Raw genomic sequence first — 16,300 nt, 5'->3', positions numbered from 1 at the left:
CAACGCGACCCGGTTTTTTTAATTAGCGCCTTACCCGTGCAGAAAATCTTCGCGAATTGGGGTAAAGGTATCCAGCAGCGTTCCCGGTTTTAAGCAGACGCAGCCATGCATAATGTTGGGCTGTTTATACAGGGTATCGCCCGCCCTAACGATATGTTTCTCTTCGCCAATGGTAAATTCAAACTCACCGGACAACACGTAAGTCAACTGCTCGTGCGGATGATTGTGCATCGGGCCGATTGCGCCTTGCTCGAAGTTCACCTCAACCGCCATCATGTTACCGCCGTGAGCAAGAATGCGCCGGGTAACGCCATTGCCCAGATCGTCAAGCGTGGTCTCTTTATGAAAAATAAACATCCGGCCTTCCTGTAATTAATTAAAACAACGTTTCATTAAAGCTATATCAGAAAATTAAAAAAAGAAATGCACGCCAACAGATGTGGAAAGTTGATCACATCTTTGGTTCACTGGAGAGACAACAACGAGTCAGGGGAAATGATGAAAACGATCGGTCTGTTAGGCGGTATGAGCTGGGAATCTACCATTCCTTATTATCGACTCATTAATGAAGGGGTAAAACAGCGTCTGGGTGGACTGCATTCGGCACAGATTCTGTTGCACAGCGTGGATTTTCACGAGATTGAAGCCTGTCAGTCAAGCGGTGACTGGCAGCGAGCCGGTGAGATCCTCGCGCAGGCCGCCATAGGGCTACAGCAAGCCGGGGCGCAAGGAATTGTGCTGTGTACCAACACCATGCACAAAGTTGCTGAGGCGATTGAAAGCGCCTGTGATGTGCCGTTTCTGCATATTGCCGACGCGACGGGGCGGGCGATACAAAAGCAGCAAATGAGCAACGTGGCGCTACTGGGTACGCGTTACACCATGGAGCAGGATTTTTACCGCGGGCGTTTACAGACTGAATTTGGCATTAGCACGCTGATCCCTGAAGCTGATGATCGTCAGAAAATAAACCAGATTATTTTCGACGAGCTGTGTCTCGGTGAATTCAGCGAGGCTTCCCGCGATTATTACCTGGGCGTCATCGACCAACTGGCGAAACAGGGGGCGCAAGGGGTGATCTTTGGCTGTACCGAGATTGGTCTGCTGGTTCCCACCGAGCTAAGCCCACTACCGGTTTTCGACACCGCGGCAATCCATGCGCAAGATGCGGTGGCGTTTATGCTTTCGGCTGCGGATGCAAAATAGCCTCCAGCGGGTCAATAAGCCTCGGTAGATGGGCCTGCAGATGTGCCGTAAAAGCATCAACCAGCGCCGAGGCGGGGCGATGAAGTGGGTGAATCAGGCTGACTGTAAAGGGTACCGAAATACTGAAGCGGCGGATAACGACTCCGCTGCTGGCGTAATCCAGCGCCGTCAGTGGGTTTACCACCGAGATCCCAACGCCCGCCCGCACCATTGCACAAATTGAAGCAGCGCTATGGGTTTCAATCACCATGCGGCGCTTCACCTGGTGCTCATTAAACAGTGTATCCAGTAGCTGACGGTAGCTGTCGGTGCGCGACAGGCTGATGTAGTTTTCTCCCTGAAAATCCTGCGGCGTTAACACCGCTTTCTTAGTCAGCGGATGGCCCTGCGGCAGCACGCACACTTCATCCAGCGCCAGCAATTCGGTGCGTTTCGTTCCGGCAGGCGTATGCAGCGTTTCCGTTAACCCCAGATCGTGGCGCTGCGCCGACAGCCACTCTTCCAGCAGCGGTGACTCCTGCGGCACTATCTGAATATTGACCTGTGGATAGCGTGCGAGGAATGGCTGCAGCAGCGGCGGTAAAAAAGACTGTGAGAATACCGGCAGGCAAACAATCGACAATTCGCCCTGGCGAAACTCACGCAGGCTTTCGGCGGCGCTCACAATTCTATCAAGGCCATACCACGAACGTTGCACCTCTTCAAACAGACGTAACCCTTGCACGGTTGGGTGCAGTCGGCCACGCGTGCGTTCAAACAGCGTTAATCCCAGCACTTTCTCGAATCGGGCCAGTTCCCGGCTGACGGTGGGCTGCGAGGTATGTAGCATGCGCGCGGCTTCTGTCAGATTGCCTGCCGTCATGATGGCGTGAAAAATTTCGATGTGTCGCAGGTTAACGGCGGGCATGGGCAATCCTCGAATGAATCAATCCATATCATTTTTGCATAGACTCACGATAAAACGATATTTTTTATTCTTTTCGGGCTGTGGCGTAATCATAAAAAAGCCAATATCGGAGCACACCATGCCACGCCCACTCAATAGTACTGACACTGACCTGACCGCCGACAACCTGCTGCGCCTGCCTGCCGAATTCGGCTGCCCGGTGTGGGTCTATGATGCTCAGATTATCCGCGCGCAGATTGCCAAATTGAGTCAGTTTGACGTGGTGCGTTTCGCCCAAAAGGCATGTTCGAATATTCATATTTTGCGCCTGATGCGCGAGCAGGGCGTGAAGGTTGATTCCGTCTCGCTTGGCGAAATTGAACGTGCGCTGGCGGCAGGCTTCGTACCGGGGAAAGATGAAATCGTCTTTACCGCCGATATGATTGATGAAGCGACGCTCGCGCGGGTGCATGAATTGAGCATTCCGGTAAATGCCGGGTCGGTGGATATGCTGGAACAACTGGGCCAGGTCTCGCCGGGCCATCGCGTGTGGCTACGCGTAAACCCTGGCTTTGGACATGGGCACAGCCAGAAAACCAATACCGGCGGTGAAAACAGCAAGCACGGGATCTGGTATAGCGATCTTCCCGCGGCGCTGGAGGTGATTCAGCGCTATAAGCTGAAGCTGGTGGGGATTCATATGCATATCGGCTCCGGCGTAGACTACGGCCATCTGGAGCAGGTGTGCGGCGCAATGGTGCGCCAGGTGGTTGAATTTGGTCAGGATCTGGAGGCGATCTCCGCGGGCGGTGGTTTATCAATCCCGTATCGCGAAGGGGAAGAGGCGATCGATACCGATCACTACTTTGGATTGTGGAACGCTGCGCGTGAACAGATTGCTAAACACCTGGGCCACCCGGTCGCACTTGAGATAGAGCCGGGTCGTTTTCTGGTCGCGGAAGCCGGTGTGTTAGTGGCGCAGGTACGTAGCGTAAAAGAGATGGGTAGCCGCCACTTTGTGCTGATCGATGCGGGCTTCAACGATCTAATGCGCCCGGCCATGTACGGTAGTTATCACCATATCTCAGCGCTGGCAGGGGATGGTCGCTCTCTGGAACACACCCCGCAACGGGAAACCGTGGTAGCCGGGCCGCTGTGCGAATCTGGCGATGTGTTTACCCAGCAGGAGGGCGGAAATGTGGAAACCCGACTGTTGCCTGCGGTGGTGCCGGGCGATTATCTGGTGCTGCATGATACCGGGGCGTACGGCGCGTCAATGTCGTCAAACTACAATAGCCGCCCGCTGCTGCCGGAGGTTTTGTTCGATAACGGCGTGGCGCGGCTAATTCGCCGTCGCCAGACCATTGATGAGCTGTTAGCGCTGGAGCTAATCTGAGGGAATGCCCGATGGCGCTGCGCTTATCGGGCCTACGGGGATGTAGGCCGGATAAGGCGCTTGCGCCGCCATCCGGCACGTTATTTGTAATACGGCCCCGTCGTCACCGAATCACGTAGTACCAGTTTGCCGGTAAACGGTGGGATTGGCTCGACGCTCTCGCCGTTGGCCAGCCGAATAGCCTGGTCGATTGCCGTGGTTATCATGGTATCAATCGGTAGATAAACGGTAGACAGCCCCGGCTCCAGCCATTTGGCGCTGGGCGCATCATCAAAACCAAACAGTGAGACGTCCGTTGGGATCCTCAGCCCGGCCTGATGTAACGCTTTTGATGCGCCTAATGCCATGTCATCGTTACAGGCGAACAGGGCGCTAAATTTCACCCCTTCCTCCAGCAGTTCACGGCAGGCCTCATAGCCTCGCGTCATCGTGGAGTCGCCGTATTTGACCTTATCGGGATCCCAGGGAATACCGTTTTTTTCCAGCGCCTTACGATACCCCATCAGGCGGGATTTACCGGTAGGCGTATGGCCTGGCACAGTGATACAAGCAATATCGCTATGGCCCTGGGAGATCAGATAATTGACCGCCTGATAGGCCGCGTCTTCCTGTTCAAAGAAAATTGCGCGATCGCGGGCCTGGCTGACATCACGGTTGATGACCAGCAAGGGCATAGCAATGCTGTTCATCAACGACATAATCGCCTTTTCACTCATATAGCGGGTATAGAGAATAATGGCGTCGCACTGCCTGTCCGCCAGCATTTGCACGGCTTCCTGCTCACGCTCTGGTGTGTCGTGGCCGTCGGTGACGATCAACTGCTTGCCGTGAGATTCCGTCTGGCGTGAAGCCTGTTGCAGCAGGCGGCCAAAGTAGAATCCATCAAATGTGGAAACTACCAGACCAATGCTGTTGCTGGTGCGGTTTGCCAAAGAGCGCGCTAAAAAATTAGGCCGATAATCAAGTGCCTGCATGGCCTTAAACACTTTCTGGCGCGTGCTCTCTTTTACCTGACCCGTGCCATTCAGTACGCGCGAAACGGTCGCTTTTGAGACGCCTGCGTGTCGTGAAACGTCCAACATCGTAGTCATAACGCTATCCTGGTTAATCGTTTGACGATGAATTCCCCGGCTCTGTCAGCGTCGAAACGGAATGGCGACGCACCAGAGTTGGGTTAAAAACGTGGGTAATTTCAGGCACGGGACGCTTCTCCGCCAGCGCGAGCGCCAGTTCGGCAGCCTGGGTTGCCATCGTCACGATCGGGTAGCGCACCGTGGTCAAACGCGGGCGCACGTAGCGGGAAACCAGCACATCATCAAAACCAATCAGCGAGATTTCTCCCGGCACATCAATGCCGTTATCATTCAATACCCCCATGGCACCAGCCGCCATTGAGTCGTTGTAGCAGGCTACCGCAGTGAAGTTTTTGCCACGGCCAAGTAACTCGGTCATAGCCTGTTCACCGCCGCTTTCATCCGGTTCACCAAACGTTACCAGGCGATCGCTGACAGGAATATTGCTCTCTGCCAGCGCGTCGTAATAGCCTTGCAGACGATCTTCCGCATCTGAAATCGTGTGATTGGAGCACAGATAGCCAATGCGCGTATGGCCTTGTTGAATGAGGTGTCGGGTCGCGAGCCAGGCGCCGAAACGGTCATCAAGGGCAACGCAGCGTTGTTCGAATCCCGGCAGAATTCGGTTAATCAATACCATGCCGGGGATTTGCTTCATGAGTGATGCCAGCTCAGCATCCGGGATAATTTTTGCGTGGACAACAAGGGCTGCGCAGCGGTGGCGAATGAGCTGTTCAATCGCCTGTCGTTCCTTCTGTTCGTTATGGTAGCCGTTACCAATCAGTAAAAAATTACCGGTGTTATAGGCCACCTGCTCGACAGCTTTAACCATTGCCCCAAAGAATGGATCGGACACATCTCCCACCACCAGACCGATGGTCTCTGTGGATTGTTGTGCCAGCGCACGCGCATTGGCGTTGGGGTGGTAGCTGAGTGATTCCATTGCACTTGTTACGGCCAGGCGCGATGCTTCGCTGGCTTTAGGGGAATCATTGATCACTCGAGAAACGGTGGCGACTGATACACCAGCTAGTCGGGCTACATCCTTTATGGTCGCCATGATAGTACCTGTTGTGGGTAAACGCTTACATTCCGTCAGTGTTACGGAAAATGGCTGGCTGTTCAAGCAGATTGCCTGTCAGAACGTCGCAAATGTGAGCGCACACGAGCGAAGTAAGACAGAAAATAGAAAATGCTAATTTTTGCTTACACTTTGCGATGTGCTGTTGCGATTGTTCGCTGGTGAGGGAACTGAGCAGATTGCTAGAGTTGAGATCCCAGAGGTATTGATAGGTGAAATCAACTTTCGGGTTGATCACTAGAATTACACCAGCCTGCGCAGATGCGCAGGTTTTTTTTTACCTTCAGCCTATCTGTAACAGTAACCGATAATTTACACAACTCGTTGCATTTGGGTTCATTCCTTTGCGTTTTCGCACTGGCGTATCTGGCTGCTGACGACCACAATCAAGATCCCAGAGGTATTGATTGGTGAGATTATTCGGTACGCACTTCGTACCTGTCTCTTGCACCAACCTGCGCGGATGCGCAGGTTTTTTTTCGGATTGTATTTACCAGTTACCTGTCGCGCCCATTCCCCAACTCGTATACTCTCCCACCATTGATGTTTATATAATTAATGGCACAGGGAGTTGAGATGCTATTTGGCTTTTTTCGTAATCTGTTTCGCGTGCTTTTCCGCGTTCGCGTCACGGGCGATGTCAGCGCGCTACAGGGAGAACGCGTTCTAATCACTCCCAACCATGTCTCATTTATAGACGGCATCCTGTTGGCGCTCTTTTTACCGATTCGTCCCGTCTTCGCTGTTTACACCTCTATCAGCCAGCAATGGTATATGCGCTGGCTAACTCCGCTGATTGATTTCGTACCGTTAGATCCAACTAAACCGATGTCGATTAAACATCTGGTTCGTCTGGTCGAACAGGGCCGTCCGGTGGTTATTTTCCCGGAAGGACGTATTTCGACGTCCGGTTCGTTAATGAAAATTTATGACGGCGCGGGGTTTGTCGCCGCAAAGTCTGGGGCGACGGTCGTTCCTGTGCGCATTGAAGGCGCGGAGCTTTCCCGCTTTAGCCGCCTGAAAGGTTTGGTTAAACAGCGATTCTTCCCGCGCATCCGCTTACATATCCTACCGCCGACACAACTGCCGATGCCGGAAGCACCGCGTGCTCGCGATCGCCGCAAAATCGCCGGAGAGATGCTGCATCAAATTATGATGGAAGCACGCATGGCGGTTCGTCCGCGTGAAACGCTATACGAGTCGCTGCTGGCAGCGAAATACCGTTTTGGCGCAGGCAAAAACTGCATTGAAGATGTTAACTTTACCCCGGACAGCTACCGCAAACTGCTGACAAAGACGCTCTTTGTGGCCCGTATTCTGGAAAAATACAGCGTCGAAGGTGAAAAAATCGGCCTGATGCTGCCAAACGCGGGGATCAGCGCAGCGGTCATTTTTGGCGCCATTGCGCGTCGACGCATTCCGGCCATGATGAACTACACCGCGGGCGTGAAAGGATTAACCAGCGCCATTACTGCGTCTGAAATCAAAACGATCTTCACATCCCGACAGTTTCTCGATAAAGGCAAACTCTGGCATTTACCGGAACAGCTCACCCAGGTGCGTTGGGTTTATCTGGAAGACTTAAAAGCTGATGTGACCTTCAGCGATAAGCTGTGGATTTTCTCACATCTGCTGGCACCTCATCTGGCGCAGGTGAAGCAACAGCCGGAAGACGCTGCGGTGATCCTCTTTACTTCTGGTTCAGAAGGCCATCCGAAAGGCGTGGTTCACAGTCATAAAAGCATTCTGGCGAACGTTGAGCAGATCAAAACGATTGCCGATTTCACCGCCGATGACCGTTTTATGTCGGCGCTGCCGCTGTTCCACTCCTTTGGCCTGACGGTGGGATTATTCACGCCGCTACTGACTGGCGCAGAAGTGTTTCTTTATCCCAGCCCGCTGCATTACCGCATTGTGCCAGAGCTGGTATACGACCGGAACTGCACCGTGTTGTTTGGTACTTCAACGTTCCTCGGCAACTATGCGCGTTTTGCGCATCCGTACGATTTCCACCGCCTGCGCTATGTGGTGGCGGGAGCGGAAAAACTTCAGGACAGCACAAAGCAGCTGTGGCAGGAGAAATTTGGCCTGCGCGTTCTTGAAGGCTATGGCGTGACGGAATGTGCGCCGGTTGTGTCGATTAACGTACCAATGGCGGCAAAATCGGGAACGGTAGGGCGCATCTTGCCTGGTATGGATGCTCGACTGTTGGCCGTTCCGGGAATTGAGGACGGTGGGCGTTTACAGCTGAAAGGTCCTAATATTATGAGCGGTTATTTGCGCGTCGAAAAACCTGGCGTGCTGGAAGTGCCGACAGCAGAGAATGCGCAAGGTGAGATTGAGCGCGGCTGGTATGACACCGGAGACATCGTGCGCTTTGATGAAAACGGCTTTGTACAGATTCAGGGGCGCGCTAAGCGTTTCGCTAAAATTGCCGGAGAGATGGTTTCGCTGGAAATGGTTGAGCAACTTGTGTTGGCGGTATCTGCAGACAAAATGCACGCCACGGCGATCAAGAGTGATGCCAGCAAAGGTGAGGCGCTGGTGCTGTTCACTACCGATAGCGAACTTACGCGTGAAAAACTACAGCAGTATGCGCGGGCGCACGGCGTACCTGAACTCGCTGTACCGCGTGATATTCGCCACCTGAAGCAACTCCCATTACTCGGCAGCGGTAAGCCGGATTTTGTTACGCTGAAAAGCTGGGTCGATGAGCCGGAAAAACAACATGAGTGAGTCAGTGCACACTAACACTTCAATCTGGTCCAAAGGTCTGATGTCCGTTATCGCCGCACAGTTTCTGTCGGCGTTTGGCGATAACGCGTTGCTGTTTGCTACGCTGGCGTTGCTGAAGGAGCAATTTTATCCGGACTGGAGTCAGCCGATCCTGCAAATGGTGTTTGTGGGCGCTTACATCCTTTTTGCCCCCTTTGTTGGACAGGTGGCGGATAGCTTTGCCAAAGGCAGAGTGATGATGTTCGCGAACGCTCTGAAATTGCTGGGCGCGGCGAGTATTTGCTTCGGCATTAATCCGTTTCTTGGGTATACGCTGGTGGGAATCGGCGCGGCGGCGTATTCACCAGCCAAGTATGGCATTCTCGGTGAACTGACTACCGGCGACAAACTGGTGAAGGCTAACGGCCTGATGGAAGCCTCCACCATTGCCGCGATTTTGCTCGGTTCTGTCGCCGGCGGCGTTCTGGCCGACTGGCACGTAATTGCCGCGCTTTCTGCCTGTGCCCTGGCCTATGCTGGCGCGGTGGTGGCTAACCTGTATATCCCGAAACTGGCCGCGGCTCGTCCTGGCCAGTCCTGGCATCTGGGGAAAATGACGCGCAGTTTCTTCTGTGCGGCTTCATCGTTGTGGCGCAACGGTGAAACACGCTTCTCGTTGGTGGGAACCAGCCTTTTTTGGGGCGCGGGCGTTACGCTGCGTTTTCTGCTGGTGCTGTGGGTCCCGGTGGCGCTCGGCATCACCGATAACGCCACGCCGACCTACCTCAATGCCATGGTAGCGATCGGGATTGTGGTCGGTGCGGGTGCGGCAGCGAAGCTGGTAACGCTGGAAACCGTTTCGCGCTGTATGCCTGCGGGGATCCTGATTGGCGTCGTGGTGCTGATTTTCTCTCTTCAACATTCGCTGCTTCCGGCCTACGCATTGCTGATGCTTATCGGCGTGTCGGGTGGCTTCTTTGTGGTGCCGCTGAATGCGTTGCTGCAGGAACGGGGTAAGAAAAGCGTCGGCGCAGGTAATGCGATAGCGGTACAAAACCTGGGTGAAAACAGCGCGATGCTGTTGATGCTCGGTATTTACTCACTGGCGGTGCTGGTGGGGATCCCGGCTGTTGCGATTGGTATTGGATTTGGTGCGCTGTTTGCGCTGGCGATTGCGGCGCTGTGGATTTGGCAGCGCCGCCATTAGTCTGTTGTATGCTGTTGCCGTATCAGGCCTACAGGGAAGTTGTCTGTAGGCCTGATAAGCGTAGCGCCATCAGGCGCTAACTGTTACGGTGCAGGATAGGTATACACCTGATGCACCGCTTCAATCTCTGCCAGTACTTCTTCGCTCAACTCCAGATGCAGACTTTCAACGTTGGTTTTTAGCTGCTCCATCGTCGTGGCGCCCAGCAAAGTGCTGGCGACAAACGGCTGACGACGCACGAATGCCAGCGCCATTTGCGCGGGATCCAGATTATGGCGTTTCGCGATATCCACATAGGCCGCAACGGCTTTCTGCGTCTGCTCGCCGCTGTAGCGCGTGAAACGGCTAAACAACGTATTGCGTGCACCGGCAGGTTTCGCGCCGTTCAGGTATTTCCCGGTTAACGTACCGAAGCCCAGGCAAGAGTAAGCCAGCAGCTCAACGCCTTCATACTGGCTCACTTCAGCCAGTCCAACCTCAAAGCTGCGGTTCAGCAGGCTGTAGGGGTTCTGGATGGTGGCGATGCGTGGCAGATCGTGTTTGTCCGCCAGGTGCAGATAGCGCATCACGCCAAACGCGGTTTCATTAGAAACGCCGATGTAGCGAATTTTCCCGGCGCGCTGAAACTCGGCCAGCGCGTCCAGGGTATCGAGAAGGGAAACGACTGGCGCGGAGTCTGTCCAGCTGTAGCCTAACTTACCAAAGCAGTTGGTCGGGCGCTGCGGCCAGTGAACCTGATACAGATCCAGATAATCGGTTTTTAGTCTTTTCAGGCTGTCGTGCAGCGCTTCACGGATATTTTTACGGTCCAGCGCCTGATTCGGTCGAATGCCGCTGTCGTTGTTACGTGATGGTCCGCTGACCTTAGAAGCAACGATCAGCTTTTCGCGGCTGCCGTGTTTGGCGAGCCAGTTACCTACGTAGGTTTCGGTGAGGCCCTGGGTTTCAGGACGCGGCGGTACCGGATACATCTCGGCAACGTCGATCAAATTAATGCCCTGTGCTACGGCATAATCGAGCTGTGCATGTGCGTCGGCTTCGCTGTTTTGTTCACCAAACGTCATTGTGCCCAGCCCCAGTGTACTGACTTCCAGCGAGCTGTGGGGTATACGGTGATATTGCATAGCCGTTTCCTTTTTATAATCACGACATAAGGATTATAAAAATGGCTGAGGGAAGAGAAAAAGGGAAGTAAAATTGTTAAGGCCAGCGCGCTGCTGACCTCAACCATCAGCGTTCAATGATTTGAGACACATCATCGCGGTTAATCTGCATCGCATTGCCCTGCTGATCGTGATAGCTCACCAGACCGGTATCATCGTCAATTTCTGGTTTTCCATCGGTCAGGATCATTCGACCATCTTTTGTCGCCATTACATAATCGCTGCTGCATCCGGAAACGGCAAAAGCCAGTCCTACGGCGGAAATCAAAACTGCCCATTTTTTCATCTGCTTATCCTCACATGGCCTGCGTCTGACAATAGTTTAGTAATAACGCGAAGTTGTGCAGGGTGAAAGCAGTAAAATCTTAAACTGTGAGAAGGGGTAGGTGTGGCTGGCATTCGCTCCCCTTGCGGGGAGCGATGGATTTCATCAGAGCGGATTTTTTTTATTACGCCACAGGTTCAGGGTCTCTACCGCGATTGAGAAGAACATGGCGAAATAGATATATCCTTTCGGAACGTGGACGTCGAAACTTTCCAGAATCAGCGTAAAACCGACCAGAATCAGAAACGAGAGCGCCAGCATTTTTACCGAAGGGTGGCGATCGACAAACTCACCAATCGGGCGAGCAGCAAACATCATGACGCCTACGGCAATCACCACCGCCGCCATCATGATAAACAGATGATCGGACAAGCCTACCGCAGTAATCACGGAATCCAGACTGAAGATAATGTCTAACAACATGATCTGTACAATCGCACCCAGAAAAGAGGATACGCGAGTTTTCAGACCTTCTTCCTCACCTTCAATGGATTCGTGGATCTCTTTACTGGCTTTCCAGATCAGGAACAATCCCCCCAGCAGAAGGATCAGGTCGCGTGCTGATATCGCCTCGCCAAACAGCTCGAATAACGGGTTTGTCAGCCGCGTTACCCAGGCGATAGAAGCCAGCAGTGCCAGACGCATGATCATCGCCGCCGCCAGCCCAATACGTCGGGCATGATTGCGTTGCGCTGTCGGGAGTTTGGCTACAACCAGAGAAAGGAAAATAATATTGTCGATCCCAAGAACGATCTCCAGCAGCGTCAGCGTACCGAGCGCAAGCCAGGCGTTAGGATCGGTTATCCATGCAAATAACATCGAACAAAGTCCTGCCAAAAAAAAGAAGCGGTAATTATAGGCCCGTAACGCGGCGGGTGAAAGGCCGGACGGTGCCTATTGCGCCTGGAACAAGAAATGTCGCTCAAGCAATGCGCGGGTGAAGTTCTTTTTCAGGTAAAAGCCGCGTGGCAGGGTCAGGATGGGTTCGCCGTTGGCGCCAATGGCCTCGGTAAGCGCGCGGGCGTTGGCGGCTTTAGGACGCAGTTGCAGTACTTCCCCATGGCGAGCGGTGATGCGTTCGACATGACCTAACACAATCATGTCCATTAACTCTTCCCAGTCCAGACGCAATTGCCGGTCTTCTTCTTCATTCGGGCTCCACAGCAGGGGAGAGCCGACGCGGCGCTCAGCCAGAGGGATGCTGCGTTCGCCTTCTACCGGGATCCACAGAACACGTTTGAGTTTGTGCCGTACATGGCTGGTTTCCCAGGTGACGCCGGTATTGCCGGTTAACGGCGCCACACACACAAAGGTGGTTTCCAGCGGTCTGCCAAGACTGTCCACAGGGATCGTTTTCAGCTCCACGCCCAGCGCCGCAAAATCCTGCTCTGGTTTACTGCCCGCGCTGGCACCGAGCCAGATTTCCAGCAGGACGCCAATCCAGCCTTTATCGCGCTTAAGATCCTTCGGCGTAATGATTCCCGCCATTGCCGCTAATTCTCCTAACGCGTAGCCCGAAAGCTGCCGTGCCTGGCTCAGCAACTGGGCTTCAGATTCAGGGGGAGAAAGCAACGGACGGAGTTCTGGCATCGGGTTAACCCTTAGGTGAAAAAATGAGCAGTGATTTTATACCGTATGGACAGAGTTTATCTTTTTCCACATGCTTTATTCAATTCTATGATTTATATTGGTTTTTAGATTCACGTTCGCAGAGTTGCGCAACAGCGAAGCGGGTTTTCCAATTCTGGTCACTGACAATGAACAGGATCTTACACCATGTTATCCACAGAAAGATGGGATAACTGTGAAAAACCCCCACTACTGTTTCAATTTACAGCCTTGACGTGCGACGAAAATCGAATTTTCACACAAATTGTGCCTAACTTATTGGCATAATCTGTGGATAAAACCAACGCTGGTCGATCTTTCATCAGCGTGAAGATCGTATGCGTGATGCACATCACATTTCTGTGTGTTTATCTGCGTGGATCGGTTTTAACTTTATGAATGTATAAGAGTATTTTTGATATGTGACGAATGTCTTATTCGGACTGTTCTGGGTTTTCCCATAGTAATTCCGTACTTCTTCACAACTATATCCACAGAAAAGGTGAATAAAATCGCCTTGCTTGCCCTTCTTCTGTTTATAACTCGGCCTTTAACTGTGAGTTATTCAATTGTTATTAGAATATCGCACCCTTAACAGAGTGGTTTACCGCCCCTCAGGAGTGTGAAACAATCGTTTGTATATAAGGTTTATGTTGAGGTAGTCCGGTGATTGATGACGATGGCTACCGCCCGAATGTAGGGATAGTAATTTGTAACCGCCAGGGGCAGGTCATGTGGGCCCGGCGATTTGGTCAGCACTCCTGGCAATTCCCACAAGGTGGGATCAATGCAGGAGAGACAGCAGAGCAGGCGATGTACCGGGAACTCTTTGAAGAAGTGGGTCTCAGTCGTAAAGATGTACGGATCCTTGCTTCTACTCGTAACTGGTTGCGTTACAAGTTACCGAAACGTTTGGTGCGTTGGGACACGAAGCCGGTTTGTATCGGCCAGAAACAAAAATGGTTTCTTCTGCAATTGGTCAGTAGCGATGCTGAAATCAATATGCAAACCAGCAGTACACCTGAGTTCGACGGCTGGCGCTGGGTGAGTTACTGGTATCCGGTTCGACAGGTGGTGTCATTTAAACGCGATGTCTATCGCAGGGTGATGAAAGAATTCGCAAGTGTTGTCATGGCGCTTCAGGAGAGCACTCCTAAACCGCAAAGCGCACCTGCGTACAGACGTAAAAGAGGTTAAGCTACGCAAATTATGCTCACCCGCCTGCGCGAAATAGTCGAAAAGGTGGCCAGTGCTCCGCGTCTGAACGAAGCGCTGAATATACTGGTTACCGATATCTGTCTTGCGATGGATACCGAGGTCTGCTCGGTCTATCTGGCCGATCACGATCGACGTTGTTATTACCTCATGGCGACCCGGGGACTAAAAAAACCACGTGGTCGCACTGTCGCACTCGCGTTTGATGAAGGTATCGTTGGCCTGGTTGGCAGGCTGGCGGAACCTATCAACCTCGCCGATGCGCAAAAACATCCCAGCTTTAAATACATTCCTTCGGTAAAAGAAGAGCGTTTTCGTGCATTCTTAGGCGTACCGATCATTCAGCGTCGCCAGCTTTTAGGTGTGCTGGTGGTGCAGCAGCGTGAGCTGCGTCAGTACGATGAAAGTGAAGAGTCTTTCCTCGTCACGCTCGCCACGCAAATGGCGGCCATACTTTCGCAGTCGCAGCTAAACGCGCTGTTCGGTCAATACCGTCAAACACGTATCCGTGCGCTGCCTGCCGCTCCCGGTGTGGCAATAGCCGAAGGTTGGCAGGATGCGACGCTGCCGTTGATGGAACAGGTCTACCAGGCTTCAACGCTGGATCCAGTGCTTGAACGCGAGCGACTGACTGGTGCGCTGGAAGAGGCGGCGAACGAATTCCGCCGCTACAGCAAGCGTTTTACCGCTGGGGCGCAGAAAGAAACGGCGGCGATCTTTGATCTTTACTCGCACTTGCTTTCCGATACCCGTCTGCGCCGCGAGCTGTTTGCGGAAGTGGATAACGGTTCGGTGGCCGAGTGGGCGGTTAAAACGATCATCGAAAAGTTTGCCGAACAGTTCGCCGCGCTGAGCGATAACTACCTCAAAGAGCGGGCCGGAGATTTACGCGCGCTGGGCCAGCGTCTGCTGTTCCACCTTGATGACTCTATCCAGGGGCCGAATGCCTGGCCGGAACGCTTTGTGCTGGTGGCGGATGAACTTTCAGCAACCACGCTGGCGGAGCTTCCTCAGGACCGGTTAGTTGGCGTGGTTGTCCGGGACGGCGCAGCCAACTCTCATGCGGCAATTATGGTGCGTGCGCTGGGTATCCCTACCGTTATGGGGGCCGATATCCAGCCGTCGGTGCTGCATCGCCGTACGCTGGTGGTGGACGGTTATCGCGGTGAACTGCTGGTCGATCCGGAACCGGTATTGATCCAGGAATACCAGCGTCTTATCAGTGAAGAAATTGAGCTGAGCCGCCTGGCGGAAGACGACGTCAACCAGCCAGCACAGCTGAAAAGCGGCGAGCGCGTGAAGGTGATGCTCAATGCGGGTCTCAGCCCGGAACATGAAGAAAAGCTGGGTAGCCGAATCGACGGCATTGGCCTCTATCGCACCGAAATCCCGTTCATGCTGCAAAGCGGATTTCCTTCGGAAGAAGAACAGGTTGCGCAGTATCAGGGGATGCTGCAAATGTTTAACGACAAGCCGGTGACCCTGCGTACGCTGGATGTCGGCGCCGATAAACAGCTGCCCTATATGCCGATCAGTGAAGAGAACCCGTGCCTTGGCTGGCGAGGGATCCGCATAACGCTCGATCAGCCGGAGATCTTTTTGATCCAGGTTCGCGCTATGCTGCGTGCGAATGCGGCAACCGGAAACCTGAGCATTTTGCTGCCGATGGTAACCAGCATCGATGAAGTGGACGAAGCGCGACGTTTGATTGAACGCGCCGGACGCGAAGTGGAGGAGATGATCGGTTACGAGATCCCGAAACCGCGCATTGGCATCATGCTGGAAGTTCCGTCGATGGTGTTCATGCTGCCGCATCTGACAAACCGGATAGACTTTATCTCGGTTGGAACCAACGACCTTACCCAGTACATACTGGCCGTCGATCGTAACAACACACGGGTAGCCAGCATTTATGACAGCCTGCATCCGGGTATGTTGCGTGCGCTGGCGATGATTGCGCAGGAAGCCGAAAGAAGCGGTATCGATTTGCGCCTGTGTGGTGAAATGGCGGGCGACCCGATGTGCGTGGCTATTCTGATCGGTCTCGGTTTCCGTCATTTGTCGATGAACGGTCGTTCTGTCGCTCGCGTAAAATATCTGCTGCGCCATATCGATTTTGATGAGGCGCAAACGCTGGCGCAGCGCAGCCTGGAGGCACAGATGGCAACAGAAGTACGCCATCAGGTAGCGGCCTTCATGGAGCGTCGTGGCATGGGGGGCTTGATTCGCGGGGGATTGTAGGTCTGACAAGCGTAGCGCTATCAGGTATTACGGGGGATAGAGATTACCTATACAGATCTTTTACATCTTCCCGGCATCCGCTTCTAACCCCTTGTGCTATCATTCGCACCTTTGGAGCGCCTGCATTATGCAGGCGCGCTTATCAATTGCTGTCTGACTTCAGCGAAATAACAAGAACTTGTGG

The 16,300-nt window shown here is 53.4% G+C and carries 14 protein-coding genes; 6 read left to right on the top strand and 8 right to left on the bottom strand.

Features of this window, described 5'->3' with window-relative positions:
• Window positions 1-30: 30 nt before the first annotated feature.
• Window positions 31-357: a cupin domain-containing protein gene (locus OGX92_RS04300; RefSeq protein WP_003825583.1), complete on the bottom strand. Its 327-nt coding sequence runs from the start codon at window positions 355-357 to the stop codon at window positions 31-33.
• A 141-nt stretch (window positions 358-498) separates the two neighbouring features.
• Between OGX92_RS04300 and OGX92_RS04295 the strand changes: the two genes are divergently transcribed.
• Window positions 499-1,206, top strand: coding sequence for an aspartate/glutamate racemase (locus tag OGX92_RS04295; RefSeq protein WP_063940932.1), 708 nt, complete (start codon window positions 499-501; stop codon window positions 1,204-1,206).
• On the opposite strand, the gene OGX92_RS04290 is transcribed toward OGX92_RS04295, so the two are convergent.
• Window positions 1,178-2,113, bottom strand: a complete 936-nt coding sequence (locus OGX92_RS04290) for a LysR family transcriptional regulator (RefSeq protein WP_008785717.1) — start codon at window positions 2,111-2,113, stop codon at window positions 1,178-1,180. The two genes, OGX92_RS04295 and OGX92_RS04290, sit on opposite strands and share 29 nt — an antisense overlap.
• A 118-nt stretch (window positions 2,114-2,231) precedes the next feature.
• Here OGX92_RS04290 and lysA point away from each other — a divergent pair, with 118 nt between their 5' ends.
• Window positions 2,232-3,488 (top strand): diaminopimelate decarboxylase, encoded by a 1,257-nt coding sequence (lysA, locus tag OGX92_RS04285; RefSeq protein WP_126956633.1) that lies wholly within the window; start codon window positions 2,232-2,234, stop codon window positions 3,486-3,488.
• 80 nt (window positions 3,489-3,568) lie between these two features.
• Here the strand turns inward: lysA and OGX92_RS04280 are convergent, their stop codons facing one another.
• Both OGX92_RS04280 and galR read right to left on the bottom strand, forming a co-directional pair.
• Window positions 3,569-4,579, bottom strand: a complete 1,011-nt coding sequence (locus OGX92_RS04280) for a LacI family DNA-binding transcriptional regulator (RefSeq protein WP_181510309.1) — start codon at window positions 4,577-4,579, stop codon at window positions 3,569-3,571.
• A 13-nt stretch (window positions 4,580-4,592) separates the two neighbouring features.
• Window positions 4,593-5,621, bottom strand: a complete 1,029-nt coding sequence (gene galR / locus OGX92_RS04275; protein WP_003033945.1) for an HTH-type transcriptional regulator GalR — start codon at window positions 5,619-5,621, stop codon at window positions 4,593-4,595.
• Between the two features lie 597 nt (window positions 5,622-6,218).
• Here galR and aas point away from each other — a divergent pair.
• The gene (gene aas, locus OGX92_RS04270; RefSeq protein ID WP_286586271.1) at window positions 6,219-8,378 is read left to right on the top strand and encodes a bifunctional acyl-ACP--phospholipid O-acyltransferase/long-chain-fatty-acid--ACP ligase; all 2,160 of its coding nucleotides are present in this window, start codon (window positions 6,219-6,221) and stop codon (window positions 8,376-8,378) included.
• Window positions 8,371-9,564, top strand: coding sequence for a lysophospholipid transporter LplT (gene lplT, locus OGX92_RS04265; protein ID WP_286586270.1), 1,194 nt, complete (start codon window positions 8,371-8,373; stop codon window positions 9,562-9,564). Before aas ends, lplT begins: the two co-directional genes overlap by 8 nt.
• Before the next feature lie 83 nt (window positions 9,565-9,647).
• On the opposite strand, the gene OGX92_RS04260 is transcribed toward lplT, so the two are convergent.
• The 4 genes from OGX92_RS04260 to mutH form a co-directional block, all read right to left on the bottom strand.
• Entirely contained in the window at window positions 9,648-10,688 is a 1,041-nt protein-coding gene (locus OGX92_RS04260; protein ID WP_003825597.1) for an NADP(H)-dependent aldo-keto reductase, read from the bottom strand.
• Window positions 10,689-10,794: 106 nt separating this feature from the next.
• The gene (gene ygdR / locus OGX92_RS04255) at window positions 10,795-11,013 is read right to left on the bottom strand and encodes a lipoprotein YgdR (protein ID WP_000758660.1); all 219 of its coding nucleotides are present in this window, start codon (window positions 11,011-11,013) and stop codon (window positions 10,795-10,797) included.
• A 144-nt stretch (window positions 11,014-11,157) separates the two neighbouring features.
• Window positions 11,158-11,871, bottom strand: a complete 714-nt coding sequence (locus OGX92_RS04250; protein WP_003033961.1) for a TerC family protein — start codon at window positions 11,869-11,871, stop codon at window positions 11,158-11,160.
• 75 nt (window positions 11,872-11,946) lie between these two features.
• Window positions 11,947-12,642 carry a DNA mismatch repair endonuclease MutH gene (gene mutH, locus OGX92_RS04245; protein WP_003825600.1) on the bottom strand — a complete coding sequence of 232 codons (696 nt, stop codon included), beginning with the start codon at window positions 12,640-12,642 and terminating at the stop codon, window positions 11,947-11,949.
• A 684-nt stretch (window positions 12,643-13,326) separates the two neighbouring features.
• Here mutH and rppH point away from each other — a divergent pair.
• On the top strand, window positions 13,327-13,857 hold the full coding sequence (gene rppH, locus OGX92_RS04240; protein WP_003825602.1) for an RNA pyrophosphohydrolase: 531 nt from the start codon (window positions 13,327-13,329) through the stop codon (window positions 13,855-13,857).
• Window positions 13,858-13,869: 12 nt separating this feature from the next.
• Window positions 13,870-16,116, top strand: a complete 2,247-nt coding sequence (gene ptsP, locus OGX92_RS04235; RefSeq protein WP_003825604.1) for a phosphoenolpyruvate--protein phosphotransferase — start codon at window positions 13,870-13,872, stop codon at window positions 16,114-16,116.
• Window positions 16,117-16,300 lie beyond the last annotated feature (184 nt).

The sequence above is a fragment of the Citrobacter sp. Cpo089 genome (genome assembly GCF_030332695.1).
GTDB lineage: Bacteria > Pseudomonadota > Gammaproteobacteria > Enterobacterales > Enterobacteriaceae > Citrobacter > Citrobacter portucalensis.
The sequence above is the reverse complement of the archived record's forward strand: the minus strand, read 5'-3'. Positions and strand labels throughout refer to the sequence as shown.